Below are 465 nucleotides of genomic sequence, written 5' to 3' on the forward strand. Positions count from 1 at the left end.
ACGCGCACGTCGACGGTGCCGGTGCCTGCAGGGGCGGTCGCGGTGATGCTGGTCGCGCTGTTGACGGTGAAGCTGGCGGCTGCGGTCGCGCCGAAGGTCACTGCGGTCGCGCCGGTAAAGCCGGTGCCGGTGATGGTGACCGAGGTGCCGCCGCTCGCCGGACCCGAGCTGGGCGAGATGGCGGTGATGGCGGGGGCCGCGACATAGCTGAACTGGTCGCTGGCCGAGGTGGCGCTGGTGCCGCCAGGGGTGGTCACGGTCACGTCGACGGTGCCGCTGCCAGCCGGAGCGGTTGCAGTGATGCTGGTCGCGCTGACAACGGTGATGCCGGTTGCAGAGGTCGCACCGAACTTGACGGCGGTAGCCCCGGTAAAGCCGGTGCCGGTGATGGTGACCGAGGTGCCGCCGCTCGCCGGACCCGAGCTGGGCGAGATCGCGGTGACGGTGGGGGCCCCGATATAGCTG

Annotated in this window: 1 protein-coding gene; it reads right to left on the reverse strand. The window is 71.2% G+C overall.

Annotated features, from left to right (window positions below):
- A partial coding sequence (locus AACY19_RS27210; RefSeq protein WP_339454592.1) for an IPT/TIG domain-containing protein occupies positions 1-465 on the reverse strand: 465 nt, incomplete at both ends.

This window comes from Pseudomonas sp. EA_5y_Pfl2_R50 (assembly GCF_963970475.1).
In the GTDB taxonomy this organism is placed as follows: Bacteria; Pseudomonadota; Gammaproteobacteria; order Pseudomonadales; family Pseudomonadaceae; genus Aquipseudomonas.